This is a genomic window from Sphingomonas sp. CCH15-F11, assembly GCF_001557005.1.
GTDB lineage: Bacteria > Pseudomonadota > Alphaproteobacteria > Sphingomonadales > Sphingomonadaceae > Sphingomonas.
Genome location: NZ_LSKG01000100.1, coordinates 23,839 through 46,902, shown reverse-complemented (window position 1 = coordinate 46,902; position 23,064 = coordinate 23,839). Strand labels below are relative to the sequence as shown.

Here is a 23,064-nt window from a genome sequence, read left to right as displayed (position 1 = left end):
TCACCAATGTTGCGCGCCACTGGCCTGAGGCCCCGGCCTGCGCCGGGGCGACGTATGTTTGGTGTCCCCTCAATAATCCCGCGATACCCGCACGTTGACGCTCTGCCTGCCGATCGTCGAGATGGAGGAAAGCAGCGACAGCCAGCGCGTCACCTGGAACTCGGCGCGCGTGGCGGAATAGCCCTGGCCGTCGGTGATGATCTCCACATAGGTCCGCCGCGTCAGATATTTGCCCGCCGCGACCGACGTCGCCGCCCCGGTCTGGGGATCGGCGGGCAGGATGCGCAGCCGGTCTAGCCCGGTCGCGCGCCGTACCGCATTGATCGGATCGAGCCCGGCATTGTCGCTTTGCAGTGCCGCGACGGCGGCGGCGAGCTGAACGGCTTCGGGCGCCGACAGGTTGGTGATCGAGGTGCCGAACAAGAGGCGCGAGAGCAGCTCGTCCTCGGGCAGCGCGGGGGTGCTGGTAAAGCCGATCTGGGGCTTGAGTGCATTGCCGCGCACGCGGATCTGTGCGTTCAGCCCCTGGGAGTTGGCGATGGCGGAAATGTCGAGCGCGGGGTTGACCGGGACGCTGCCGTCGAACTGGATGATCCCGCGATCGAGCTCGAACTGACGCCCCGAAAACTGGTAGTCGCCGCGGATGAGGTCGGCGCGGCCGGTGATCGCGGGATTGGTCGGCTGGCCCTGGATGCGGACATCCGCCGACCATTCGCTGTCGAGCCCCAGTCCGTTGACGGTCACCCCGCTGGCGGCGCGCGCGCGCAGGTCGAACTGCCAGGGACGCGCCGGCGTCCGTTCGACATCCTCGCCAAAGGGCAGGTTGATCTCGCGCACATTCAGGCGCGGCAACGGGGTGGCCAGCGCCGCGCGCCCGAGGCGATAGCGCGCCGAATCGAGCCGGACATCGCCGCCGATCACCCCGCCCGACCCGTCCGAGCGGAAGGTGATCGTGCCGGTCGCCGTCGCCGCGATCTCGTCCCGGTCGATCAGCCGCGCGCGCGTCGCGTCGACGGTCAGGTCGATGCCAAAGCCGCGCACCGCGGCCAGATCGAAGCTGCCGCGCCCGGTCAGCGTGCCGCCGCGCCCGTCGCCGCCGGCGAAGCGGTCGATCACCAGGCGCGATCCGTTGAAGCGGCCCGCCGCCTTGATGTCGGTCACCGCGGTGCCGGTGACGCTGCTTTCGATCCGCGCATCCTCGGTGCGCAGCGAACCGCGAATGATGGGATCGGACAGCCGGCCGCTCACGTCCGCGCCGATCGCAACCGGCCCGGTCAGGTCGAACAGCTCGATCCGCGTCAGCCGCCACAAGGTATCGGCCGGGCCGTCATAGCGCAGCTGCGCGAACAGCGGCGCGTCGAGCAGGCGGCGTGCAAGCGTGCCGTCACCCAGCGGCGCGATACGCAGCTGCGCGCGCCCTACGGTGCGCCCGCCGCTCGCGACGATCGCGCGCAGCGCCGCACTGCCCGGCGTCAATGCCGCCGCAATACCGACATCGACCGGCTGTGAGGAGAGCACGAGCCCCGACCGGCTGAGCCCGCGCACCTTCAGGTCCGCCCGGCCGCTCGGCGCGCCGCCGGGGCGGTGCACATAGCTGAGCGTGCCCGACGCCTCGCCGCCCAGCCCCAGCCCCGGATAGGCGAGGTCGAGCACCGCCATCGGCATCCGGCGCAGTGTGGCGTCGATCGCATTTTCGCCCTCGCCGATCCGTCCCGACAGCCGTGCCTCGCCGCTTGCAAAGGCGAGCGTCGTCGGCGCGAGCCGCCAGCCATCCCCATCGCGGCGGATCACCGCCGGATCGGTCAGCGCGATGCGACGGCGATCGACCATGCCCTGCGCGCGCACGGTATAGAGATCGGGCGACAGATCGGCATCGACCTCGATGCGGAAATTGCGGTTGCGGCTGCCCGCCAGCGTCGCTTTCAGGGTACCCACGCCGCCGGTCAGCTGCGCCGTCCCGCTCACGCTCGCGAGCGACAGTGCGCCCTGCTGAAGCGCGGCGGCGCGCCAGCGCGCGTCGAGGCGTGCGCCTGCGGGATCGAGCAGCAGGCTGAACCGGCCGTCACCGCGACCGATGGTGACGACATCGGCGAGCCGCGCATCGGCCGCGCGCACCTCGCCGCCGATCCGCTGCATGCCGTCCTCCGGCACGAGCCGCAGGTCGCCGCTCCAGCCGCCGCCGACAAAGGCGATCGCGCCGTCGAAACCGCCCGGGACGATCGCAAGCCGTCCGCTCGCGCGCGTGCCGCTGACGTCGAGCCGCGCGATCTCGACCATCGCGGTCCCGCCGCGCGGCAGAAGGATCGCGCCGTTGCCGGTAAACGCGCCCAGGCGCGAGGTCCCGCGCGCCTGGAACACATAGCCCTCGGGCGTGGGGTCGAGATCGGCGATCACGTCGCGCAGCCCCATCGCCTGATTGGGCCGGGCGAAGCGCAGGCGCAGCGTCGGACGCTCGATCCGGCCATCGAGCAGCAGCGTCACCGGGCCGTACTGAACCTGATTGCCGGTCGCCTCGATATGAAAGCTGCCGTCGCGACGACGATAGCCGTTGCCGGCGAGCGTCAGGCCGGGCGAAGTCAGCCGCAGGTTGCGCAGGTACAGGATGCCGTCGGGCCCGCGCTCCAGCCCGGTAACGACACCCGGCAGACCGCGCGTCAGCGACCGGAAGAACGCATTGTCGAGCCGCACTACGCGCGCCGTGCCCATGCCGACCAGCCGCGCGCGGCGCCGGTCGCTGGGCGCGGGCACGACGGTCAGCCGCGATTGGACCTCGACCACGCCAAGCCCGGGGATCAACAGGCGATTGATCGCGCCGTCGATACCGACCTCATACGCGCCGGTGCGCAGGTCGAGGATCAGGTTGATCCGCCCGTCGATCTTGTCCGAGCGGAGACGCAGCCGGCTGCCGGTCACGCTGCGCGCGGTCACCTGCAATGGGCCCTCGACGCTCAGGTTGCGCAGGATGCCGCCGGTGACATTGCCGACGCCGGTCACACGCGCGGCGGTAAAGCGCAGGGGCACCGTCACCGGGGCGGGCGAGAAGCGCACGCGCCCGCCCGCGCGCACGCGCTCGAACCCGGTGCGGTCGAAGGCGAGGCGTTCGGCGGTGATGCGGTAATCGAAGCTCGCGGTCCGGAACGGGCCGTCGATCACCGTGCGCAGTTCGATGGCGCGTCCGGTCATGTTGGGGAACAGCGCCCGCGAGCGCAGGAGGGTGGCCGTCAGGCGGAGATTGCGGAACGCCGCCTGTCCGAGATCGACGATGCCGGTCGCGTCGAGGCGCAACGCACCGCTCCGCACCGAAAGCCGCCCGTCGAGGCGACGGCGCGCGAGTGTCGCGCCGGCGTCGATGCGCAGCGCCGGTGCGGTCAGCCGCTGCAGCTTGCCCTTCAGCAAGGGCGACGGGTTGGCGGTGCCGACCAGGCGATAGTCGCCGGCGCGGTTGGTCAGGCGCAGGTCGGCGAGCGAAAGGTCGCCGGCGCGGGCGATCGCGCGCCCCTGCCACCCCCGCCAGCGCCCGTCGCCGGCGATACGCAGCATCAGCGGGCGCGAGATGCCGGTCAGCCCCGCGAGCACGCCGCGCGCGCCGCCGCGCGCGGCGAGGTCGAGATCGAACCGGTCGCGGTCCGGCTCGGCATCGAGCATCAGCCGCACGACATCGCTCCCCGCGACGTCGAGGTCCAGGCGCACCAGCGCACGACCCGAACGGATGTCCGCCCGCCCGGCCAGCCGGCCGGTCCGCTGAACCCCGCCGATCCGTGGGCCGAAGACCAATCGGTCGATCCGCAGCATCCCGATGCCGATGTCGAACCCGGGCAGGATCGGCCCCTGTCGCCCCGTCGCGCGCGGCTCCGGCAGGCGGACGAGCAGCGCCTGCGGCGCCACGAGCGAACGGATTTCGAGCCGGTTGCGCGTCCAGGCAAAGGGGTTCCAGTCGAGATCCGCCCGCGATACGCGCAGCACCAGCCCCTTGGGATCATAGATCCGCACGTCGATCAGGCGCGCGCGCCCATAGATCGAACCGTCGATCCGGCCGATCCGGTAGGTGATGCCGTTGCCCGGGCGCAGGGCGGCGATGCGGTCGGCGATCAGCCGATGTCCCGGCGCGGTGTCGAGCAACAGGAGCGCCGCCGTGCCGATCGCCACGATCGCAAGCAACAGGCCCGCGATCAGCCGCCACCCGCGACGGCGTGGTCGGATCGCCGACCCGCCCGCCATGTCGTCGCCGGCCGCGACGTCATCGGTTTCCGCGCTCAAAACGCCTGTCCCAGCGAGACATAGACCGCGACCCGCGGATCGCCGGGTTGCGGGTTGATCGGCGTGCCGACGTCGACGCGGATCGGGCCGAAGCTCGAATAATATCGCGCGCCGACCCCCGCACCATATTGGAAGCGCGAAAAGCCGGGAAGTGCCGACGTGTAGATGTTGCCACCGTCGAGAAACGGCACGATCCCGAAATTGCCGAACGCCTTGATCCGGCCCTCGAGCGCGAATTCGGTCAGGCTGCGGCCGCCGATCGGATCATTGTTGAGGTCGCGCGGACCGATATCCTGAAAGCCGTAGCCGCGCACCGATGCACCGCCGCCGGCATAGAAACGCCGGGACGGTGCGATCGCGTCGCGCGGCGCGCCCCCGATCGTTCCCAGTCGCACCCGGCCGGCCAGCACCACCGCGTCGCTCACCGGGTAATAGCCGCTCACGTCGAACTGGACGCGGGCATAGCCGAATGCCTTTCCGCTCAGTGAAAATTCGGGCGAGACGCGCGTACCGATGCGAAAGCCGCGGGTCGGGTTGAGCAGGTCGTCCGAGCCGTCATAGGTCAACGTCGTCGGTGCGGCGGCGATGAAGAAGACGCGGCGGCGCGGCTCGCCGGTGGCGAGGATGACGTCGCGCTCGTCCGATGCCGCCAGCTCGGCACCGATCGACCAGGCCCAGGTCTTCTGGAAGAAGATGTTGGTCTGTCGTTCCAGCGAGGCCGACAGGAGCAGGGTGTCCGCCTCGAACGCATCGCGCTCGAGATGCGCGGCGACGAGCTGTGCGGTCAGGACGCGGTCGCGCCCGTGGAAATTGTTGCGGCGGAACACGACCGAGCCCAGCTGTTCCTGGGTGCCCGCCACCGCGCGCAGCGACAGCGCGCCTTCGGGGGGGAACAGGTTGCGGTGGGTCCAGCTGATTTCGGAGCGCGCGCCTTCGCCGGTGCCATAGCCGAGCTCGCCCGCGATGGTGCGCGGCGGCGCGCGCTCCAGCACGACCGACAGGTCGACCACGTCGGGTTGTTCGCCCGGCACCGGCGTGACCCGCACCGACGACACGAGCCCGGTCTGGACGATCGCGCGCTGCAGGTCGTCGACCGCGCGCACGTCATAAAGGTCGCCTGTATCGAAGCGTGCGATGTCGGCGATATGATCGGCATCAAAGACGCGGTTGGGCGGCGTGAGGATGCGGCCGAAGCGGCGCGCATTGCCCGTGGCGACGTCAAGCTCGACGCGCGCGGTGTTGGTCGCGTGATCGACGGTCAGGACCGGGTCGCCGATCCGTGCAAAGGGAAAACCCTGCTCCCCCGCCTCAGCGCGCAATCGCGCCTCTGCCGCCGCCACCTTGTCGGCATCGAGCGGATCTTCGGGATTAACCGAAAAGGCGCGGCGCAGCTCGGCTGCGCGCGGCCCCGCCTGGTCAATCCCGGCCAGGTCGACCGCGCTCACCCGGAACACCGGCCCGGGCATGGCGGTCAGCGTGACGGTGAGCCGGTCGCCGGCGCGTTCGACGCCCGTGTCGACGCGTGCCGCGTAGAAGCCCTTAGCGCGCAGCAGCTCGACGACCAGCTCGGCATCCTCGCGCGCGCGGCGGTCGAGCTGTGCGCCATTGGCGGGGGCGTCTTGTCCCGCGCGCAGCGTCGAGCTTTCCTCGAAACGCTGCAGGAACAGCGGATCGGCGATCCCGTCGAGCCCCGCGAGCTTGTAATCATAGCGGATGTCGCGAAACTGGCCCGCCGAAGCGTCAGCCTGGGCGTCTTCCGCGCCCGGCGTCAGATCGGGCCAATCGACGCCGAGTTCCGGCAGCGGCGCCATCGGCGAAGTCGGGTCCAGCCCCTCTGGCTCGGCATCGGCGGGCGGCGCGGATGTCTGCGCGCGCACGGATCCCACCGGAACGATGGTGGTGACGCCGGCGACGATCAGGCACAGAATGTTGGGCCACGCGCGCCACGACATGACGCGTCCTAGCCGCAAGCGGCGGCCGGGGACAATCGCTAACCGTAGGGCACCGTGCGCACCGCGACGGATCGATCAATGAACCGGGCCGATGACCCGTTCGTCCGCCATCAGATCGATCAGCCGACCGATCTGGCGCCAGCGGCAGAAATGCAGGTGATTGCCGATGTCACGGCTGCGATCCGCGCGTAGGGTGGCTTCCTCGAACGCACCCTCGCCGTAGAGCGCAATGAGTTCATTGGCGAGCGCGACCTCGCTCGAATCGGTGAGATAGGGGTAAGCACGCATCGTCGCGCGCCGCTACACGCTTCATGCCACAATGTCGATCGCCGCGCGCATCGCGGATCACGATGGTAAAGGGCGCGAAATGGGCCGGTCATTTCGTCCCGCGACGGCACGCCGGCGTCCCGCGCGGAGACGCGCGGGACGCCGGCGGGGCATCAAAGACGGCGGCTCAGCCAGACCACCCGGCCGACCGGATCGACCAGCGCGGGATCGAGTTCGCGTGGCGGATAAGCGGGATTGTCGCTGGCGATCTCGACGCCCGATCGCGTGCGCCGGACCCGCTTGACCGCCAGCCCCTCGTCCAGCCGGACGACCATCAGCCGCGCCGTCCGCATCAGCCGGACATCCCCGCGATCGACGAGAATCTCGTCCCCGTCGGCGAGCGTCGGCAGCATCGAATCGCCATGCACCCGGATGACCGACGCCGCCCCCGCCCGGACGCCCAGCATCCGCAGGAACGCAGCATCGAAGCGCATGGACCCGGTTGCGCCCTCGCCATCCACGACCTCGCCGGGACCCGCCGATGCCGCGACATCGAGGCGCGGCACCGCCGCCAGTTCGGGCGCGGCACGCCCGCCGAGCACGGCGTCGGCGACACCCAGATAGCGCGAAAGCGTGCGACGATCCTCCTCCGCCAGCCGGCGTGGGCTGCCCCGCTGCACGAACTGCTGGAGATAGGCAGCATTACGTCCGATCAGCCGCGACAGCGCGGCGAGGCTTTCACCCCGTTCGGCGGCGAGGCGGGTAAGGGCCATACGCGGATCGGCTGCATTCATATTGGCACCATACTCGTAGGAAATTTCCTAGACAAGTTGGAAATGGCGGAACAGGACAAGAACATTGAGCGAATCGACGAGGAAAGGCTTCGCAAGATGTTGCACAGGATCGAGCGGTATCTGACCCGGACCGCGACACCCCCGACCCGATTTGGCCGGCTGGTCGCCCGCGACCCGAGGCTGGTGCTCGACATGCGGCGCGGGCGCGAGCCCGGACCGGCGATGATTCGGCGGATCGAGGCCTTTCTGGCCGCGCAGGACGAAGGGGCACCGCAATGAGCCGGGGACCGGATATCGGCACGGCGCTGGCCCGCGCGATCCTGGCCAACGCGGAACGCAACGGGGTGCAGATCGAGCCCACCCGCCACGACTGGACGCGCTGGGCGAGCGCCACCTTCACCGGCGCGCGCCATGAGCTTGGCTTCACCGCCGCTGCGTCAGCGCGGCTCGACGGCTGGCTGGCCGGGCTGGCGGAAGCCGAACTGCCGATTCGCGGGCATCTGGTCGCCGACCTGCACGTCGCCGGGGCAAAGCGCGACGCGGAGAAGGTGATTTTCGACCTCGAGGCGCTGACCGTCGAGGATCGCTGACGATCAGTGCTGGGCGGCCATCCGACGCAAGGACGCCAGTGTCGCCTCAAGATTGCCGCGATCGCGCGGCCGCGACGATGCCGGAGCGGTCGCGGGGCGATAGGGCGGCCGTCCGCGCCGGGCCACGCCCTGTTCCAGCCGGGCGAGCAGCGCGTGAATGGTCGCTTCGGTTTCCGGCGTCGTGATCGGCGGCTCGTCCCGATATTCGGGCGCGACCGGAGCGGGTGCAGGCGGCAGTTCGAAGGTCGCGATACGGACGCGATCCGCTGACCGTTTGGCCGGTCGCGTTCCCTTCGCATAGGCGATCAGCGGCGTTTCGAGGTCGCTGGGAAGCGGCATTTCATCGTCGCCGAACGGGTTGGCGTCGTCGGGCAACGGTTCGAGCGGCATCGGTCGCGTGGCGATCACCGGCGCGCGCACCTCCAGAAATGGCGTCCCCAGGTCGCGCGTCGCCAACACCGGCTCGCGCGCGGGCGGATCGACCCGACCGAGCAGCTTGGGCGGCGCGGCAAGCAGTCCCGCCAGTCCCGGGTGCCGGGGACGCAGCAACGCCCAGCCGCGCACAAGCGCCCAGACGAGCCCGGCGGCGATCCATGCAGCTGCGAACATCAATGCCATGCGCGCCATCAGCCCGAGCGGCGGCGCCGCGGCGGGGACGAGCGCGGACAGTCCCGACATACCCACCATCGCCTCCACGCGCGCGGCCGGCACGCTGGCGACGCATGCCGCCGCGATCGTCGCGGCGGCAACGGCCATTATCGGGACAAAGGACTGATTCAACCTGGCTGGAACGGTAAACGCGACCATGACACACCCGTTTCGGCGGCTTCGACGAGCCCTTGATAGACCGGTTGATAACGCGAAATATTTGACGACCAGTTACGCTCGCGTTCGACGAACTTGCGCGCGCGCGCGCGACGCGCATCCCAGCACGGCCGATCCGCCAGCAAATCGGCAAGCGCCGTTGCGATGGCCATCGGATCGTCCGGCGCGAACAGCGTCCCGGTGTCGCCGTCGCGAATCAATTCGCGATGACCGCCGACATCGGACGCCGCCACCAGGCGGCACTGCGCCATCGCTTCGAGCGGCTTGAGCGGGGTCACCAGGTCGGTCAGCCGCATCCGCTTGCGCGGATAGGCCAGGATATCGATGACGCTGTAATAGCGGTCGACCTGATCATGCGGCACGCGACCGATGAAATGAATGTGCGCGGCCGCGGCCGACGCCGCCGCCTGGGCGCGCAGCTCGGCCTCCTGCGGGCCGCCGCCGACCAGGATCAGCCGCGCGCCGGGGCGGCGGGCGACCAGTGCGGGCATCGCCGCGATCAGGTCGTCGAGCCCCTCATAGGGATAGAAGCTGCCGATGAAGCCGATCGTCTCCGCGCCCTCCAGACCCAGCTCGGCGATTAGCGCGGCATCGGGCGGCGGCGGCGCGCCGAACAGATGCAGGTCGACCCCGTTGGGCGAAACGATGATCTTGCGACCGTCCACGCCGCGCGCGACGAGGTCGCGCTTCAGCCCCTCGCAGATGACGGCCACGGCGTCGGCCCGACGCACCGCCCAGCCTTCGGCCCAGCGGGTCAGGCGATACCGCGCCGAGCCCTCACGCCCGGTGCCGTTGCCGACGGCTGCGTCCTCCCAGAACGCCCGGATTTCGTAGACGAGCGGCACGCGCAGCGTCCGTGCCGCGCGCAACGCGGCGAGCGCGTTCAGCACCGGCGAATGCGCATGCAGCACGTCCGCTCGCCACGCGCGCGCGACATCGACGATCCGGCGGGCAAAGCCGTCGATCTCCCGCCATTCGCCGAGCGGCGTCGGCGCGGGATTGGGCGCCGGCGTGCGGAAGAAGCGCAGGCCGTCGATCGTTTCCTCGCTGACCCGCATGTCGCCCTGGCGCGGCCCGGTGACGCCCGCCACATCCCAGCCGCGGCCCTGCGATGCCTTCAGGATCGCGCGGGTGCGGAAGGTATAGCCGCTGTGCAGCGGCAGGCTGTGGTCGAGCACGTGCAGGATGCGCATGGCCGGTTCCCTGCCATGCCAGTGTTTAACGCCGCGATAACTCGACCCGGCCTAAACGGGGCCATGATCGACAATTTCTCGCTCGCGGTCAGCCACGGCCTGATGTTGCTGGCGGCGTGGCTGCTGCTGCGCCGGCCGGACCTGGATCGCGAGGCTGCGGGCGGACGCGGTGCCCGCGCGGCACCGGGCGGGTGGCGCCGGCGCGCGCGCCCGGAAGCCGGTCCGGAAACCCGCCCGGAAATCCGCGATGCGTGACTATTTCTTCCTGCTGTTCCTGGCGTTGATCTTCGGCGCGGGGTTCCGGCGACCGTTCCTGTTCGTGCTCGCCTATGTCTATATCGACATCGTCGCGCCGCAGCGGCTGACCTACCTGTTGCTCAATTCGATCCCGATCTCGCTGATCGCGGCGGGGCTGGCGGTCGCGGCATGGGCGGCGTTCGACGACAAACGCGACACGCGTGTCGCCCCGCGCCAGCTGGTGATGGCGATGCTGCTCGCCTATTGCTGGTACACGACGCGCAACGCCGATTTCCCGATCGAGGCGGCCGACAAATGGGACTGGGTGTGGAAGGCGCTGGCCTTCGCCATCTTCCTGCCGCTGACCTTGCGCACCCGGCTGCGGATCGAGGCGCTGCTGCTGTTCATGGTCCTGTCGGCGTCGTCGATCGTCATCGTCGGCGGCATCAAGACCTTGGCGTCGGGCGGGGGCTATGGCGCGCTCAACCTGATGGTCGCCAACAATGCCGGGTTGTACGAGGGATCGACGATCTCGACCGTCGCAATCGCGATCGTGCCACTGGTGCTGTGGCTCGGCCGCTTCGGCACGATCATCCCCGCCGACCGGCGCACCCGCTGGTTCAGCTTTGCGCTGACCTTTGCCTGCCTGCTGATCCCGATCGGCACCTCGACCCGGACCGGCGTGCTGTGCATCGCACTGCTCGCCGCGCTGATGCTGCGCGATGTACGTCGCCGCGCCGCCTATCTGGCGGGCGTCATGGTCCTGGGGCTTATCGCGGTGCCCTTCCTCCCCGCCGCCTTCACCCAGCGCGTCTCGACGATCGGCACCTATCAGGCCGACGCCAGCGCCTCGACCCGCATCGCGGTGTGGCAGTGGACGATCGACTATGCGCGCGAACACCCGCTGGGCGGCGGGTTCGAGGCCTATCGCCAGAACCGGATCCGCTATGACAAGGTGCGCGTCGAGGGCGAGGGCAACAACGTCGCGGTCGCCCGCGATCTGGAGGTCGACGCGGCGCGCGCCTATCACAGCGCCTATTTCGAGATGCTGGGCGAACAGGGCTACATCGGCCTGGCGCTGTGGCTGACGATCCAGCTGGGCGGGCTGTGGCGCATGGAGGTGCTGCGCCGGCGCTATCGCGATGCCCCGGCCGAACAGGCCTGGATCGCCCCGCTCGCCACCGCGCTCCAGCACGGCCAGCTCATCTACCTGCTCGGCGCGTCGTTCGTCGGCATCGCGTTCCAGCCCTTCATGCTGATGCTGGTCGGCGCGCAGATCGGCCTCGACACCTATCTGGGCCGCATCCGGCGCGCGGCGGGATTTCGCCCGATGATCCAGCGCCGCACCGCCGCCGCGACATGACCGGGCGCGTCGACCTGCGCGCGCTGACCAGTGCGCGCGGTATCGCCGCCTGGCTGGTGGTGCTCTATCACCTGCGCCTGTCGATCGCCGGCCTGCCGCCCACGATCGTCGCGTGGCTGGCCAAGGGCTATCTGGCGGTCGATTTCTTCTTCCTGCTCTCCGGCTTCGTGATCTGGCTGAGCTGGCACGAGCGCTTCCATGCACGCGGCTGGCGTGTCGCCGGGGAGTTCCTTCAGCGCCGCGTCGCGCGGATCTGGCCGCTGCACCTGTTCATGCTCGGCTTTGCGGTGATGCTGGCGGCGCTGCTCGCGTTGACGGGTCGCGCATTGCCCGGCGAATTCGTCGTCGCCGAACTGCCGCTGCATGTCATGCTGGTGCATAATTGGGGTTTCACCGACGATCTTGGCTGGAATGTGCCTTCTTGGTCGATCAGCACCGAGGCGGCCGCCTATCTGCTGTTCGTACCGCTCTGCCTTTTGGTGGACTGGCGACGGTGGCCAAGCTGGCTGCTGTGCGGCGTGATCGTCCTGCTCGGCATATGCCTGTGGCGCTTTTTCGCGGCGCTGGGGCATCCGACCCTCGGCCAGGACATCGCGCACACCGGACTGGTGCGCTGCCTCGTCGAGTTCGTGATCGGCACCCTCGTCGGCGCGCTTTGGCACCGCTGGCACGCCGCCTCGCGAAATGCGCTCTGGCCGGCCATTTTGCTGGGTTTCGCCGCGGTGATCGCGCTGCCCGAGCCGCTCGGCGTTCCGCTCGGCTTCGCCGCGCTCTTGCTGGCGCTCGCGCTGAGCGCCGGTGGTGCGGGTCATCCCCTGGAGGGCCGGGTACTGCATTTTCTCGGTGAGATCAGCTACGCGACCTATCTCGGCCACGCCCTGATCTGGATCGCGTTCAAGCTCGCGCTGGTCCGCGATGCGAGCCATGTCCCGCCCGTGCAGATCGGCCTCTACCTTGTCCTGCTGCTCGCCGGGTCGATCCTGCTTTATCGCTGCGTCGAGCTGCCCGCGCAGCGCGCGATCAACCGCGTGAGATGGCGCCGGCAGCAGCGACAGGGCAGCGCAACCGTGCCCTGAGCGCCGCCGCCGGCGGATTGCGCGCGGTCAGGCCGGCTCCGCGCTCACCTTGGCCAGCATCTCGATGATGGCGCGATTGAACGCGGGAATGTCGTCGGGCTTCCGGCTGGTGATCAGCTGGCCGTCCACCACCACTTCCGCGTCGACGACATTTGCGCCGGCATTGGCGAGATCGGTACGCAGCGACGGCCAGCTCGTCACGCGACGCCCCTCGACCACATCGGCCTCGACCAGCAACCAGGGCGCATGGCAGATCGCGGCCACCGGCTTTTCATCCTGGAAGAATGCCTCGACGATTTCGACCGCGCGATCTTCCATCCGCAGCCGGTCGGGGTTGGCGACGCCGCCGGGCAGGACGAGTGCGTCGTAATCGTCGATGTCGACCTGATCAAAGGTCAGGTCGGGGGTGATTTCGCGGGCGGGCGTGTCATCGTTCACGACCCCCTTGATCGGGTCGGTATCGATCGAGGCCAGCGTGACGCGGGCACCGGCATCGAGCAGCGCCTGGCGCGGGTCGAACAGTTCGGATTGCTCGAAGCCATTGGTGGCGAGCATCAAGACATGGACATGGGACAAGTCGGTCATCGTTCATTCTCCTGTGCACTGAAAGGTCGGTCAGTGTCTGCAATGCGAACCCGCCACCGCGCCGCAGTGTTCCGGAACGAACGACGTGGTGGGACATTATTCCGACCGGTGGCCAACGAACCTGACATCTCCGTAGCGATCGATCGGCTCGTTTTCGTCGACGACGGCGCGCCGGGCATCACTCGGCGCCTGGTCCGCGGCAAATGGGGCTATTGGGACGCGCGGGGCGCGCGCATCACCGACCGTGATGAAATCGACCGACTGAACGCGGTCGCACTGCCGCCCGCCTATCAGCGCGCATGGTTCTGCCCCGATCCGCGCGGCCATATCCAGGCCACCGGCTTCGATGAAAAGGGCCGCAAGCAATATCGCTATCACCCCGATTTCCGCGCGGCGCAGGAGGCCGCCAAGTTCGACCGCTGCGCGAGTTTCGGCGAGCGGCTGCCCCGCCTGCGCGCACAGGTCGAAGCGGATTTGAACGGCCGGGCGCTGAGCCGCGAACGCGCCATCGCCGCGGTCGTCCGGCTGCTCGATCTGGGCCGGGTGCGCATCGGCAACGAAGGCTATGCGCGCGCCAACAAGAGTTACGGCGCGACGACACTGCGCAAGCGCCACGCCGCACTCAAAGGCCATACGCTACGGCTCCAATATCGGGCAAAGTCGGGGCGGCTGTGCGTGGTGACGCTGACCGACCGATCGCTCAGCCGGTTCGTCAAGCGGGTCCAGGACCTGCCCGGCCAGCATCTGTTCCGCTGGATCGACGCGGCGGGCGAGGCGCGCCCGGTTACGTCGAGCGACGTCAACGACTATATCCGTGCGGCGATGGGCGAAGCGTTCAGCGCCAAGCATTTCCGCACCTGGGGGGCGAGCGTCATCGCCTTCCACGCGCTTGTTCAGGCTGGCGGACGGCTGCCGCTCAAGGCGCTGCTGGAGCCGGTCGTCGCCGCGCTGGGCAACACGCCGGCGGTGGCGCGCAAATCCTATGTCCACCCCCGGCTGATCGACGCCTGTCGCGGCGTTGCGCCGCTGCCCGAGCCGCTGCTTCGCCTGCCGCGCCAAACGCGCTATCTGGAGCGGGCGGAACGTGGCCTGATCGCGCTGTTGAGGGCCGACGATCCGCAGCTTTCCGCCAAGGCTGCCTGAAAGACCGATAACGCATGACCCAGACGAACGCGGCCGCCGCCGCGACGACTTCCACCCCCATCAATCCCGAACGGCTACGCACCAGCGCCGAGCGCCTCGTGGTCGACAGTGTCACCTGGCTCGAATCCCACTGGCTCCAGATCCTGATCGCGGTCGGCATCGCTTCGCTGATCGTCGTGGCGCTATTGGTCGTTCGCGGCTGGGCGCGACGCTATTGCGAGCGCGACCAGAAGATGCTCGGCTGGGGCAAGGTGCTGGGACGCGTCGTGTCGCGGACCGGGCGCTTCTTCATCGTCATGGTCGCCGCAAAGATCGTCTCGGGCTATGCCTATGCCCCCGACGCGGTCGCGCGCACGATCGATTTCCTGTTCACCGTCGCCGCGGTGTTCCAGGCGGCGATCTGGGCACGCGAGCTGATCCTTGGCGTGATCGAGCGCAGGACGGAGAGCGAGACCTACACGCACGAATCGCTGGCCAGCGCGATCGGGATCATCCGGCTGCTGGTGACGGTGGCGCTGTTCGCGATCGCGCTGATCGTCGTGCTCGACAATCTGGGGGTCAACGTGACCGGCCTCGTCGCGGGTCTGGGTGTCGGCGGCATCGCGATCGGCCTTGCCGCGCAGGGCATCTTCGCCGACCTGTTCGCGGCGCTGTCGATCATCTTCGACAAGCCGTTCCGGCGCGGCGATGCGGTCACGCTGGACACCACGAGCGGCTCGATCGAGGCGATCGGCCTGAAATCGACCCGCATCCGCGCACTGACCGGCGAGGAAGTGGTGATCGCCAACAAGAACCTGCTCGACAAGCAGATCGGCAACAACACGCTACGCACCCATCGCCGCCAGAAATGGACGCTTGGCCTGATCTACCAGACCCCGGCGGATCGCTGTGCGGCCGTTCCGGGCCTGCTGCGCGAAGTTGTCGAGGCGGAGGGTGGGGTGTTCGTGCGCGCCGGCTTTGTCGGGTTCGGCGCATCGAGCCTCGACTTCGAGCTTGAGTTCGATACACCCGGCGCGGACTTCGACAGTTTCTATGCCGCGCGCTCGGCGATCGGGCTGGCCATCCTGCGCCGGTTCAACGACGAAGGGCTCGACTTCGCCTATCCCACGCAGACGACCTTCACCGCGGCGCCCGACGGGACGATGGTGCTCCCCTATGCGAGCGTTCAGCCGGTCAAGGACATCAGCGCCGAGGGCGCGTGATCTTCACCCGGCGTTTACCATAGCGCGCCTAGACCCTGCCCACGGATCGGCGGGCGGGACAGCATGGACGACGCGGAACTTCGGCGCTGCCGCCAGGCGACATTGCTGAGCGCGATCGTGGCGCTGGCGGTAATGATCGCCGCGCCGATACTGACCGGCTTTCGCGTCGACCTGCTGTCCTTCCGGGCGCCAATGATCCTGGCCGCGGTCCTCGCGCTCTTTCTCCCCTATAGCCGCTGGCGCGGCATGGCGCGGCTTTGCACCGCACTCGAATGCGGCGCGCTGACGCTGATCATGGGGCTCCCGGTGGTGGTCCTTTCCTTCGCCGCGATGCGGCTGGCCTTTCCGCTGGCGGACGCGACGCTGATCGCGGCGGATCGCGCCATCGGCTTCGACTGGGTGGCGACGGTCATCGCGGTCGACAGACTGCCGATGCTTGCGCGGCTGTTGACCTATGCCTATTCCTCCTTCGGCTTCCAGCTGCTGTTCCTGCCGATGCTGCTCGCGCTGCTGGGGCATCGCGCGCGCGCCTATCGCTTCGTGCTCGGCTATGTCCTGCTATGTGCGATCGCGACCGCGATCGGCACCTTCTTTCCCGCACTCGGGGCCTATGAAGGCCATGGCTTCGATCCGCGCCGGCTGCAGCATGTCGACAGCTGGTTCGGCTTTTTCTTCCTGGAAACCTTCCACGCGTTGCGCGGCGCCCCCGATTTCGTGCTGTCCGCCGACAACACCGCCGGCATCGTCACCTTCCCCTCGATCCACGCCGGCATCGCGGCGTTGTGCGCGTGGGCGGCGTGGGACTCACGGCTGCTGCGGGCTCCGCTGCTCGTGCTCAACCTGCTGATGGCGTTCTCCGCGCTGACGAACGGGGCCCATTATCTGGTCGACGTGCTGGCCGGCCTTGCGGTCGCGGTGGTGACGATCGCGGCGGTCAAGCGGCTGACCACCGTCCGCGCGGGCGGACAGGCCGCACCCGCCATGGCCGTCCCCCGTCCGGCCTGACGCGGCTCAGCCGCCCTCGTCGAGGCTGAGCAGCGACGCATTGCCGCCCGCGCTGGTCGTGTCGACCGACACCGCACGCTCGGCACAGAAACGCGGCAGGTAATTGGGGCCGCCCGCCTTTGGCCCGGTGCCCGACAGCCCCTCGCCCCCGAACGGCTGGACACCGACCACCGCCCCGATCATCGACCGGTTGATATAGAGGTTGCCGACTTCCGCGCGCGCCTCCGCAATCTCGGCCGACCGCGCGATGCGGCTGTGCAGGCCCATGGTCAGGCCGAAGCCCTTGGCGTTGACCCGATCGATCGTGCGGGTCAGCTCGCCCGCCGGCCAGGTGGCGACATGCAGCAGCGGCCCGAACCACTCGGCGGTCAGATCCTCGATCGCGTGCAGCCGGATCAGCGTCGGCGGCACGAAATGCCCTTCGCCGGGCACCGGCACGGTCTTCAGCCACTCACGCTTGCGTTGCTCACGATAGGCCATCAGCCGGTCATAGGCCGCCCGGTCGATGACCGGGCCGACATCGGTGCGCGGATCACCCGGATCGCCGACCACCAGAAGCTCCATCGCGCCGCGCAGCATCTCGATAATCGGCTCGGCCACTTCCTCTTGAAGAACGAGGAGGCGCAGCGCCGAACAACGCTGACCCGCGGAGCGGAAGGCCGAGGTGATGACGTCCTGAACCACCTGTTCGGGCAGCGCGGTCGAATCGACGATCATCGCGTTGATGCCGCCGGTCTCCGCGATCAGCGGCACGATCGGCCGGTCATCGTCGGCGAGCAGGCTGCGCGCGATGCGCTTGGCGGTGGCGGTCGACCCAGTGAAGGCGACCCCAGCCACACGATGGTCGGCGACCAGCGCCGCGCCGGCTTCCGCCCCGCCTGGCAATAGCACCAGCGCATCGCGCGGCACGCCGGCCTGGTGCGCCAGCTCGACCGCACGCGCGGCGATGCGCGGCGTCTGCGGTGCGGGTTTGGCGACGACCGTGTTGCCCGCGACCAGCGCGGCGGTGTTCTGGCCGGTGAAGATGGCCAGGGGGAAGTTCCACGGCGCGATCGTCGCCCACACCCCGCGCCCCTCCATGCGCAGCACGTTGCGCTCGCCCGTCGGCCCGGGGAGCGTCAGCGGGGCGAGGCGACGGCGCGCCTGCAGGGCATAATAGCGGCAGAAATCGGCCGCCTCGCGAATCTCGCCCAGCGCGTCGGGGATCGTCTTGAACGCTTCATGGACGCACAGCGCCATGAGTTCGGTGCGGTTCGCCTCGATCAGGTCGGCATAGCGTTCGAGGATCGCGGCGCGGGTGTCCAGCGGGGTGGCGGACCAGGCGGGGAAAGCAGCGTTGGCGCACCCAATTGCGTTTCCGACCCCGTTCGTTTCGAGCGAAGTCGAGAAACCTGCGCCGGCGGGGGAACGTGTCTCGACTTCGCTCGACACGGACGGAGTGGAGGATGACTGCGCTAGCCCCTCCCGTTGAGCTTCGCTCGCCTGCGGCTCAGGGGAGGCGTTGGGGTGGGAACCATCCACCCCGCGCGGTGCTTGCGGCACGGCCCTACCCCCATCCCCTCCCCTGAAGGTCAGGGGATTAGCGGCAATCTCGCTCGCCACCTTCGCCAGCACGTCGCGCTCGGCCAGGTCCACGCCTTCGCTGTTGCGCCAATCGCCATACAGGTCGCGCGGCAGGGGAATGCTCGGGTGCCGCGATGCACCCACCGCAACGATCTTCTCGACCGGATCGGCGAGCAGTTCCGTGTCGCTCAGCCCCGCATCCGCGAGCTGGTGGACGAAGCTCGAGTTCGCGCCATTTTCCAGCAGCCGCCGGACGAGATAGGCGAGCAGGTCGCGGTGCCCGCCGACCGGGGCATAGATGCGGCATTTATAGCCATGCTCGCGCACCAGCCGCTCATACAGGCCCTCGCCCATGCCGTGCAGCCGCTGAAACTCGAAATCGCGCGCATTGCCCGCCCATTCGATGATCGTGGCGACCGTCAGCGCATTGTGGCTCGCGAACGCGGGCGCGATGTTCGGCGCGTCGAGCATGTCGCGCGCGCAGGCGAGGTAGGAGACGTCGGTCGCCGCCTTGCGCGTGAACAGCGGATAGTCGCTCAAGCCTTCGACCTGGGTCTTCTTGATCTCGCTGTCCCAATAGGCACCCTTGACCAGCCGCACGTTCATCACCCGGCCCAGGCCGTTGGCCCAGTCGATCACCGCCCGTGCGCGCTTGCCATAGGCCTGGACCGCCATGCCATAACCATCCCAGCCCCTGAGTTCGGGACGGCGCGCGACATGGCCGATGATCTCCAGGCTCATCGCCAGCCGCTCGCTCTCCTCGGCATCGACGGTCAGCGCGATGCCCTGCGCCGCACTTTCCGACGCCAGCTGCGCCAGCATGTCGGCGAGTTCGGGGACGCAGCGATCCCAGTTGGCAACCTCGTAGCGCGGGTGAAGCGCCGACAGCTTGACCGACACCGAATGCCCGGCGCGCGGGTCGCCGCCGACCGCGCGGATCGCGCGGAAATAGGATTCGAAATAGCGTTCGGCGTCTGCCTTCGTCCGTGCCGCCTCACCCAGCATGTCGAAGCTGGCGGTGAAGCCGGCATGTTCGGGCTTCTTCATGCGGCGCATCGCCTCGTCGATGGTGCGGCCCATCACGAAGACCTCGCCCATCATTTTCATCGCGGCACCGACCGCCTGGCGGACGAACGGCTCGCCCGCGCGACTGAGCAGGCGCTTCAACGGCCCCGCCTCGCCCTCGCCCACCAGCGCGCGGCCGACGACCAGACCCCAGGTGGCGGAATTGACCAGCGCGCTGTTCGACTTGCCCGCGTGCGCGCGCCAGTCTGCGTCGCCCAGCTTGTCGGCGATCAGCAGGTCGGCGGTTTCGGGGTCGGGCACGCGCAGGAACGCCTCGGCCAGGCTGAGCAGCGCGACGCCCTCGGACGAATTGAGGCGATATTCCTGCAGAAACTGGTTCACCCAGCCGCGATTCTGCGCCGCGCGCAGATCGGCGATCAGCCCGCCGGCGTGATCGATCACCCGCTCACGCGAATCATGCGTCAGCCGCGCGCGGTCGATCAGCGGTTTTAGAACGTCGGGTTCGCTCGCCCGATGCAGCTGTGCCATGGAATTGCGGGTGGATGACGGTACGACTTCCGACATTTTCCTGTTTCCGGTTGGGCGGGCTTGCGGGACTGGCCCCTGACCGCCTATTTGCGTTCGCGAGCGCTATGGAACGAAAGCGCCGCGAGGGGAATGCCGTGGAGACGATCACGATCGAGCAGCTTGGCGCGCGGATCGGCAGCCTGCGGGTTTCCGACTGGATTACCGTCGACCAGGCGATGATCGACAAGTTTGCGGATGCGACCGGCGATCACCAGTTCATCCATGTCGACCCCGTCCGCGCCGCGCAGACGCCGTTCGGCGGCACGATCGCGCATGGTTTCCTGACGCTTTCGCTGCTGTCGCAGATGAGCCAGACGACCGACCAGCCGGCGATCGCCGGCGTGCGGATGGGCGTCAACTATGGCAGCGACAAGGTGCGATTCCTGTCGCCCGTCCGATCGGGCAAGCGCGTGCGCGGCCATTTCAAGCTCGTTTCTCTGGAAGAAAAGCGCCCCGGACAATGGCAGCAGATGAATGAAGTGACGGTCGAGATCGAAGGCGAAGACAAGCCCGCGCTGATCGCCGAATGGATCAGCCAGATTTTCGTATGACGGAGCGCCCCGCATGAGCCGCGTCGAACCGCTGCAACGCCCGTACCCGCCGGAGTTCGACGCGCGGATGAAGGTGCTCATGCGCGGCGCCGAGCCGCTGGTCCTGTTCACGACGCTCGCAAAGCATGCGCGGGCGTGGGAGAAGTTCGGCGGCGGCTCGCTGCTCGACCGCAATTCCCCGTTGTCGATGCGCGCGCGTGAGATCGTGATCGACCGGACGACCGCACGCTGTGGATGCGAATATGAGTGGGGCGTGCATATCGCCGGTTTCGCCGCGCATGTGGGCCTGACGCCGGAACAGACTTTCGCGACGGTCCATGGCGACGCCACCGATCCCGCATGGCCGGCGGACGAGCAGGTGTTGATCGCCACCGTGGATGCGCTGCTGGACCACAAAAAGCTCACCGATGCCGAATGGGAGGCGGCGCGCGCGGTATTCGACGAAGCACAAGTGATCGAAATCATCCAGCTTGTTGGCTTTTATCATGGCGTGGCGCTGATCTGCGGTGCGCTCGACCTTCCCCTCGAGGCGACTGCCGTTCGCTTCCCCGCTGCCTAAGGAGAATCACCATGCGTTCAGCCGTCATCGTTTCCACTGCCCGCACCCCGATCGGGCGCGCCTATCGTGGCGGGTTCAACAATCTGCCCGCCCCCACGCTCGCCAGCCATTCGATCAAGGCGGCGGTGGAACGCGCCGGCATCGATCCCGGCGAGGTGAAGGACGTCGTGTTCGGCGCGGCGCTGCAACAGGGCACGCAGGCCGGCAATATCGCCCGCAACGCCGCGCTGCGATCGGGCCTGCCGATCTCGGTCGCGGGCATGTCGCTCGATCGCCAATGCGCTTCGGGCCTGATGGCGATCGCCACCGCCGCCAAGCAGATCATCGTCGACAACATGGACATCACCATCGGCGGCGGCGTCGAATCGATCAGCCTGGTCCAGACGCCGCAGATGCGCGTCCAGCCCGATCCCGAGCTGCTGGCGATGCACAACGACATCTACATGCCGATGCTGCAGACCGCCGAAATCGTCGCCAAGCGGTACGGCATCAGCCGCGAGCGCCAGGACGAATATGCGCTCCAGTCGCAGCAGCGTACCGCCGCCGCCCAGGCAGCGGGCAAGTTCGATGACGAGATTGTCCCGGTCACCGCGACGATGGCGATGACCAACAAGGAAACCAAGGAGGTCACCCACCACGAAGTCACGGTGACCAAGGACGAGGGCAATCGTCCCGAAACCACGCTGGCCGGGCTGAACGGCCTGCAGCCGGTGATGGGACCCGACGCGTTCATCACCGCCGGCAATGCCAGCCAGCTGTCCGACGGCAGCTCGGCTGCGGTGCTGATGGAGGAAAAGCTCGCCGAACAGCGCGGCCTGACCCCGCTGGGGCGCTATGTCGGCATGGCAGTGGCGGGCACCAAGCCCGACGAGATGGGTATCGGCCCGGTCTATGCGATCCCGGCGCTGCTCGAACGCTTCAACCTCAAGATGGACGATATCGGCCTGTGGGAGCTGAACGAGGCGTTTGCGGTTCAGGTGCTCTATTGCCAGGACAAGCTGGGCATTCCGAACGACCTGCTCAACGTCGATGGCGGGGCGATCTCGATCGGCCACCCCTATGGCATGTCGGGCGCCCGGATGACCGGTCACGCACTGATCGAGGGCAAGCGCCGCGGCGCCAAATATGTCGTCGTGACGATGTGCGTCGGCGGCGGCATGGGCGCGGCGGGGCTTTTCGAGGTGCTGTAACGCCACCGGCATCGCCGGTCGCTGTCTGGCACCGCACGATCTGACACGATTCAACGGAACCCCGATCGTCCATGCGGTCGGGGTTCTTCGTTTCAGGCGTGCCGTTGGGATACGCCGCGCGCTTTGATCGTTGCCCTCCTGTCCCCCCCAACGACAGGAGCATGACGATGGACCAGATGCAGAATGGCGATGCCAGTGAGGTCGCAGAGCGGATGTGGAAGAAGATGGCGTCGAGCCCGTTCGTGATGATCAAGCTGATGGCGAGCGAGGATCATGCCGAGCCGATGACTGCGCAGCTCGATCCGGACGCCGACAGCGCTTTCTGGTTCTACACCCGCCACGACAACCGCATCGCGCCCGGTGGCCCGGCGATGGCGCAGTTCGTCGCGAAGGACCATACGATCTTCGCGTGCATTCACGGCACGCTGACTCAGGAAACCGACCCGGCGGTGATCGACAAATACTGGTCGAACATGGTCGAGGCGTGGTTCGACGGCGGTCGCCAGGACCCGGCGCTGCGCATGATGCGCTTTGACCTGATCGACGCCGAAATCTGGGAAGGCGATGAATCGCTGGCCGGCAAGTTCAAGATGCTGACGGGCATGAAGATCAAGCCGAGCGAAGCGGGTCGTCACGTCGAAACCGCGCTTTGAGATGGCGTGGCCGGGGCCATGCGTCCCGGCCGCTTGACCCCGGCGAGCGCGCGCGCAATGCGTCGGCCATGGGGCCGAGCTTTGCACATCGCATCCGGGTCGAGGCGCACGCGGTGTGGCTAGCCGCGCGCGATCCGCGCACGCCGATTGCAGCGAAGCTGGTCGGCCTGCTGATCGCTGCCTATGCCCTCTCGCCGATCGACCTGATCCCCGATTTCATTCCGGTGCTCGGCCTGCTCGACGAGGCGGTGATCATCCCGCTGGGCGTCTGGCTGTTCGAGCGCATGATTCCGCGCGCGCAGCTCGCCGAGCATCGCGCGGAGGCCGAACGCGCGTCGACACGACCCGTCAGCCGCGCGGGGATTGCGATCGTGCTTGGGATATGGGCGCTGGCAATTGCGGCCGGCTATGCGTTCGTGCGCACGCGCTACGACTAGATCCCGCCCGCGCCGGTCCGCGAAGCGTC

Annotated in this window: 21 protein-coding genes; 13 read left to right on the top strand and 8 right to left on the bottom strand. The window is 68.5% G+C overall.

The genetic code is table 11. The features are described from left to right. Positions 1 to 69 precede the first annotated feature (69 nt). The 4 genes from AX709_RS09245 to AX709_RS09230 all read right to left on the bottom strand — a co-directional run bounded on the left by AX709_RS09245 (position 70) and on the right by AX709_RS09230 (position 7,249). Complete coding sequence (locus AX709_RS09245; RefSeq protein ID WP_331709711.1) at positions 70 to 4,257, bottom strand: translocation/assembly module TamB domain-containing protein; 4,188 nt, start codon at positions 4,255 to 4,257, stop codon at positions 70 to 72. Then, positions 4,254 to 6,209 (bottom strand): autotransporter assembly complex protein TamA, encoded by a 1,956-nt coding sequence (locus AX709_RS09240; RefSeq protein WP_082731720.1) that lies wholly within the window; start codon positions 6,207 to 6,209, stop codon positions 4,254 to 4,256. Before AX709_RS09240 ends, AX709_RS09245 begins: the two co-directional genes overlap by 4 nt. Before the next feature lie 75 nt (positions 6,210 to 6,284). Further along, a complete protein-coding gene (locus AX709_RS09235) occupies positions 6,285 to 6,497 on the bottom strand; it encodes a hypothetical protein (RefSeq protein WP_066549044.1) in 213 nt (70 codons plus the stop codon). A gap of 152 nt (positions 6,498 to 6,649) precedes the next feature. After that, complete coding sequence (locus tag AX709_RS09230) at positions 6,650 to 7,249, bottom strand: S24 family peptidase (RefSeq protein WP_231727478.1); 600 nt, start codon at positions 7,247 to 7,249, stop codon at positions 6,650 to 6,652. A 117-nt stretch (positions 7,250 to 7,366) separates the two neighbouring features. Between AX709_RS09230 and AX709_RS09225 the strand changes: the two genes are divergently transcribed. Both AX709_RS09225 and AX709_RS09220 read left to right on the top strand, forming a co-directional pair. Beyond that, the gene (locus AX709_RS09225; protein WP_066480589.1) at positions 7,367 to 7,549 is read left to right on the top strand and encodes a hypothetical protein; all 183 of its coding nucleotides are present in this window, start codon (positions 7,367 to 7,369) and stop codon (positions 7,547 to 7,549) included. After that, on the top strand, positions 7,546 to 7,860 hold the full coding sequence (locus AX709_RS09220) for a hypothetical protein (RefSeq protein WP_066549040.1): 315 nt from the start codon (positions 7,546 to 7,548) through the stop codon (positions 7,858 to 7,860). The genes AX709_RS09225 and AX709_RS09220 overlap by 4 nt, the downstream gene beginning before the upstream one ends. Before the next feature lie 3 nt (positions 7,861 to 7,863). Here AX709_RS09220 and AX709_RS09215 read toward each other — a convergent pair whose 3' ends face one another. Together AX709_RS09215 and AX709_RS09210 are read right to left on the bottom strand one after the other, a co-directional pair. Then, the gene (locus tag AX709_RS09215; RefSeq protein ID WP_066549038.1) at positions 7,864 to 8,616 is read right to left on the bottom strand and encodes a hypothetical protein; all 753 of its coding nucleotides are present in this window, start codon (positions 8,614 to 8,616) and stop codon (positions 7,864 to 7,866) included. A gap of 20 nt (positions 8,617 to 8,636) precedes the next feature. Further along, positions 8,637 to 9,878 (bottom strand): TIGR04063 family PEP-CTERM/XrtA system glycosyltransferase, encoded by a 1,242-nt coding sequence (locus AX709_RS09210; protein ID WP_066549036.1) that lies wholly within the window; start codon positions 9,876 to 9,878, stop codon positions 8,637 to 8,639. A gap of 63 nt (positions 9,879 to 9,941) precedes the next feature. On the opposite strand from AX709_RS09210, the gene AX709_RS09205 reads away from it, so the two are divergent. The 3 genes from AX709_RS09205 to AX709_RS09195 are packed head-to-tail and all read left to right on the top strand — an operon-like array spanning position 9,942 to position 12,554. Continuing rightward, the gene (locus tag AX709_RS09205; RefSeq protein ID WP_066549035.1) at positions 9,942 to 10,133 is read left to right on the top strand and encodes a hypothetical protein; all 192 of its coding nucleotides are present in this window, start codon (positions 9,942 to 9,944) and stop codon (positions 10,131 to 10,133) included. Then, complete coding sequence (locus AX709_RS09200; RefSeq protein WP_066549034.1) at positions 10,126 to 11,478, top strand: putative O-glycosylation ligase, exosortase A system-associated; 1,353 nt, start codon at positions 10,126 to 10,128, stop codon at positions 11,476 to 11,478. Before AX709_RS09205 ends, AX709_RS09200 begins: the two co-directional genes overlap by 8 nt. Continuing rightward, positions 11,475 to 12,554: an acyltransferase family protein gene (locus tag AX709_RS09195; protein WP_066549031.1), complete on the top strand. Its 1,080-nt coding sequence runs from the start codon at positions 11,475 to 11,477 to the stop codon at positions 12,552 to 12,554. Before AX709_RS09200 ends, AX709_RS09195 begins: the two co-directional genes overlap by 4 nt. Positions 12,555 to 12,581: 27 nt before the next feature. On the opposite strand, the gene AX709_RS09190 is transcribed toward AX709_RS09195, so the two are convergent. Beyond that, positions 12,582 to 13,139 (bottom strand): type 1 glutamine amidotransferase domain-containing protein, encoded by a 558-nt coding sequence (locus tag AX709_RS09190; RefSeq protein ID WP_066480352.1) that lies wholly within the window; start codon positions 13,137 to 13,139, stop codon positions 12,582 to 12,584. Positions 13,140 to 13,247: 108 nt separating this feature from the next. On the opposite strand from AX709_RS09190, the gene AX709_RS09185 reads away from it, so the two are divergent. The 3 genes from AX709_RS09185 to AX709_RS09175 all read left to right on the top strand — a co-directional run bounded on the left by AX709_RS09185 (position 13,248) and on the right by AX709_RS09175 (position 16,489). Further along, complete coding sequence (locus AX709_RS09185) at positions 13,248 to 14,282, top strand: DNA topoisomerase IB (protein WP_231727477.1); 1,035 nt, start codon at positions 13,248 to 13,250, stop codon at positions 14,280 to 14,282. A 14-nt stretch (positions 14,283 to 14,296) separates the two neighbouring features. Next, entirely contained in the window at positions 14,297 to 15,484 is a 1,188-nt protein-coding gene (locus tag AX709_RS09180; RefSeq protein ID WP_066549029.1) for a mechanosensitive ion channel family protein, read from the top strand. A 63-nt stretch (positions 15,485 to 15,547) separates the two neighbouring features. After that, complete coding sequence (locus tag AX709_RS09175) at positions 15,548 to 16,489, top strand: phosphatase PAP2 family protein (RefSeq protein WP_066549026.1); 942 nt, start codon at positions 15,548 to 15,550, stop codon at positions 16,487 to 16,489. A 6-nt stretch (positions 16,490 to 16,495) separates the two neighbouring features. Here the strand turns inward: AX709_RS09175 and putA are convergent, their stop codons facing one another. Further along, a complete protein-coding gene (gene putA, locus AX709_RS09170) occupies positions 16,496 to 19,606 on the bottom strand; it encodes a bifunctional proline dehydrogenase/L-glutamate gamma-semialdehyde dehydrogenase PutA (RefSeq protein ID WP_231727480.1) in 3,111 nt (1,036 codons plus the stop codon). Positions 19,607 to 19,710: 104 nt separating this feature from the next. On the opposite strand from putA, the gene AX709_RS09165 reads away from it, so the two are divergent. From AX709_RS09165 to AX709_RS09145, 5 genes are all read left to right on the top strand, one after another. Further along, complete coding sequence (locus tag AX709_RS09165; RefSeq protein ID WP_066549021.1) at positions 19,711 to 20,196, top strand: MaoC family dehydratase; 486 nt, start codon at positions 19,711 to 19,713, stop codon at positions 20,194 to 20,196. Between the two features lie 13 nt (positions 20,197 to 20,209). Beyond that, on the top strand, positions 20,210 to 20,755 hold the full coding sequence (locus AX709_RS09160) for a carboxymuconolactone decarboxylase family protein (RefSeq protein ID WP_066549019.1): 546 nt from the start codon (positions 20,210 to 20,212) through the stop codon (positions 20,753 to 20,755). 11 nt (positions 20,756 to 20,766) lie between these two features. Next, positions 20,767 to 21,945: an acetyl-CoA C-acyltransferase gene (locus tag AX709_RS09155; RefSeq protein WP_066480342.1), complete on the top strand. Its 1,179-nt coding sequence runs from the start codon at positions 20,767 to 20,769 to the stop codon at positions 21,943 to 21,945. 167 nt (positions 21,946 to 22,112) lie between these two features. Then, positions 22,113 to 22,598: a pyridoxamine 5'-phosphate oxidase family protein gene (locus tag AX709_RS09150; RefSeq protein ID WP_443026166.1), complete on the top strand. Its 486-nt coding sequence runs from the start codon at positions 22,113 to 22,115 to the stop codon at positions 22,596 to 22,598. A 68-nt stretch (positions 22,599 to 22,666) separates the two neighbouring features. Next, positions 22,667 to 23,035, top strand: a complete 369-nt coding sequence (locus AX709_RS09145; RefSeq protein ID WP_066549016.1) for a YkvA family protein — start codon at positions 22,667 to 22,669, stop codon at positions 23,033 to 23,035. The last annotated feature ends 29 nt before the right edge of the window (positions 23,036 to 23,064 follow it).

Bases quoted from the DNA above. Each gene is read 5' to 3' on its own strand.
- AX709_RS09240 (WP_082731720.1), bottom strand. From the start codon at position 6,209: ATGTCGTGGCGCGCGTGGCCCAACATTCTGTGCCTGATCGTCGCCGGC.
- AX709_RS09235 (WP_066549044.1), bottom strand. From the start codon at position 6,497: ATGCGTGCTTACCCCTATCTCACCGATTCGAGCGAGGTCGCGCTCGCC.
- AX709_RS09230 (WP_231727478.1), bottom strand. From the start codon at position 7,249: ATGGCCCTTACCCGCCTCGCCGCCGAACGGGGTGAAAGCCTCGCCGCG.
- AX709_RS09225 (WP_066480589.1), top strand. From the start codon at position 7,367: ATGTTGCACAGGATCGAGCGGTATCTGACCCGGACCGCGACACCCCCG.
- AX709_RS09220 (WP_066549040.1), top strand. From the start codon at position 7,546: ATGAGCCGGGGACCGGATATCGGCACGGCGCTGGCCCGCGCGATCCTG.
- AX709_RS09215 (WP_066549038.1), bottom strand. From the start codon at position 8,616: ATGGCCGTTGCCGCCGCGACGATCGCGGCGGCATGCGTCGCCAGCGTG.
- AX709_RS09210 (WP_066549036.1), bottom strand. From the start codon at position 9,878: ATGCGCATCCTGCACGTGCTCGACCACAGCCTGCCGCTGCACAGCGGC.
- AX709_RS09205 (WP_066549035.1), top strand. From the start codon at position 9,942: ATGATCGACAATTTCTCGCTCGCGGTCAGCCACGGCCTGATGTTGCTG.
- AX709_RS09200 (WP_066549034.1), top strand. From the start codon at position 10,126: ATGCGTGACTATTTCTTCCTGCTGTTCCTGGCGTTGATCTTCGGCGCG.
- AX709_RS09195 (WP_066549031.1), top strand. From the start codon at position 11,475: ATGACCGGGCGCGTCGACCTGCGCGCGCTGACCAGTGCGCGCGGTATC.
- AX709_RS09190 (WP_066480352.1), bottom strand. From the start codon at position 13,139: ATGACCGACTTGTCCCATGTCCATGTCTTGATGCTCGCCACCAATGGC.
- AX709_RS09180 (WP_066549029.1), top strand. From the start codon at position 14,297: ATGACCCAGACGAACGCGGCCGCCGCCGCGACGACTTCCACCCCCATC.
- AX709_RS09175 (WP_066549026.1), top strand. From the start codon at position 15,548: ATGGACGACGCGGAACTTCGGCGCTGCCGCCAGGCGACATTGCTGAGC.
- putA (WP_231727480.1), bottom strand. From the start codon at position 19,606: ATGGCACAGCTGCATCGGGCGAGCGAACCCGACGTTCTAAAACCGCTG.
- AX709_RS09165 (WP_066549021.1), top strand. From the start codon at position 19,711: ATGGAACGAAAGCGCCGCGAGGGGAATGCCGTGGAGACGATCACGATC.
- AX709_RS09160 (WP_066549019.1), top strand. From the start codon at position 20,210: ATGAGCCGCGTCGAACCGCTGCAACGCCCGTACCCGCCGGAGTTCGAC.
- AX709_RS09155 (WP_066480342.1), top strand. From the start codon at position 20,767: ATGCGTTCAGCCGTCATCGTTTCCACTGCCCGCACCCCGATCGGGCGC.
- AX709_RS09150 (WP_443026166.1), top strand. From the start codon at position 22,113: ATGGACCAGATGCAGAATGGCGATGCCAGTGAGGTCGCAGAGCGGATG.
- AX709_RS09145 (WP_066549016.1), top strand. From the start codon at position 22,667: ATGGGGCCGAGCTTTGCACATCGCATCCGGGTCGAGGCGCACGCGGTG.